Genomic DNA, 1362 nt, shown 5'->3' with positions numbered 1-1362 from the left:
GCATATGTGGACACCCCCTTCGTCAAGTCTTTCCTCAATGCGTGTCGAATCCGGTTGGGTGCTTGCATATGTCCGGCCTCGTAGTGCGGCCGGATGGCCGCGGGCCCTGATGATATCCGCGGATCATGGTCCCTATCAAAACATCGCGCTTTTCAGCGCTGCCTCGCGAACGGGTTTTCCTGATCCCCGGCAAAACCGGTAGTCATCACGCTTCTTGGGCAGACCCTCCGAACTGTTGTGACGCTAGTGCGTCGTGACTTATGCGGCGGCTTCTCCGAAGACGGTCTTGTGTGCCATTACCGCCCAGCAGATCCGTGCCATCTTGTTGGCCAAGGCCACCGTTGTCAGGCGTGCAGATTTCGCCTGGAGGAGCTTTCTGACCCAGTTCATTAATGGCCCCTCGGTTGTTCGTCTCGAGAAACCGACGACAGCTGTCGCCCCGATGACAAGCAAGGTTCTCAAATATCGGTTTCCAGCTTTCGTGATCCGTCCCAACCGTTCCTTGCCACCAGATGAGTTGGATCGCGGCGTCAGGCCGAGCCATGCGGCAAGGTCTCGTCCCGATCTGAAGGCAGCAGGATCCACGACAGTGGCCGCCATTGCGGATGCGGTGATTACGCCGACGCCAGGGATCGTCGCCAGCCGTTGGCTGGCTTCGCTCGTGCGGTGCCATTCCAGGATTTTCCTCTCGAGCTCCTTTATCTCGGCATTCAAGGAGCCGATCTGCCGGGCAGAGGAAAACACAATGTCACGCACGAGCGGCGGCAGGTCGATCTCGTCTGCGCCGTGTGCAAGCACCCGCTCGACGAGATCGGCATGCCGTCTGATCCCCTTTGGCGCTACGACGCCCATCTCGGTGAGATGGCCGCGCAGGGCGTTCACAAGCATTGTTCTTTGGCGGACCAAGAGAGCGCGGGTCTTGTGGACCATGAGAATAGCCTGCTGCGATTCAGATTTGATCGGGACGAACCGCATGGTCGGCCTGGTCACAGCCTCGCAGATGGCTTCTGCGTCAACCATGTCGTTCTTCTGGCGCTTGACATAGGGCTTCACGTAGGACGCGACCATCAACCGTACTTCGTGGCCCAAGGCAGAAAGCTCCCGCGCCCAGTGGTGCGCGGAAGGGCACGCCTCCATGCCAACCAGGCACGGTTCCAGCCTCGTAAAGAACTCGAGCATCTGGGAGCGCCGCACCTTTCGCGTGATGACGACTTTTCCTTCTGCGTCGACAGCGTGAACCTGGAAAACGCTCTTCGCGAGATCGAGGCCAATGATCATTCCGGACATATCCAACCACTCCTTCTTCCAGGGAACCGTTGAAACCAGATTCGACGGTTGGGGTGGGGGTGTCCACATCATCAA

The 1362-nt window shown here is 58.9% G+C and carries 1 protein-coding gene; it reads right to left on the bottom strand.

Annotation, left to right across the window (positions count from 1 at the left end):
• Window positions 1-258: 258 nt before the first annotated feature.
• On the bottom strand, window positions 259-1287 hold the full coding sequence (locus tag CDV49_RS19895) for an IS110 family transposase (protein ID WP_035715303.1): 1029 nt from the start codon (window positions 1285-1287) through the stop codon (window positions 259-261).
• Window positions 1288-1362: the final 75 nt, after the last annotated feature.

Origin of the sequence: Haematobacter genomosp. 1, from assembly GCF_002196855.1 — a bacterium.
In the GTDB taxonomy this organism is placed as follows: Bacteria; Pseudomonadota; Alphaproteobacteria; order Rhodobacterales; family Rhodobacteraceae; genus Haematobacter.
The sequence above is the reverse complement of the archived record's forward strand: the minus strand, read 5'-3'. Positions and strand labels throughout refer to the sequence as shown.

Bases quoted from the DNA above. Each gene is read 5' to 3' on its own strand.
- CDV49_RS19895 (WP_035715303.1), bottom strand. From the start codon at position 1,287: ATGTCCGGAATGATCATTGGCCTCGATCTCGCGAAGAGCGTTTTCCAG.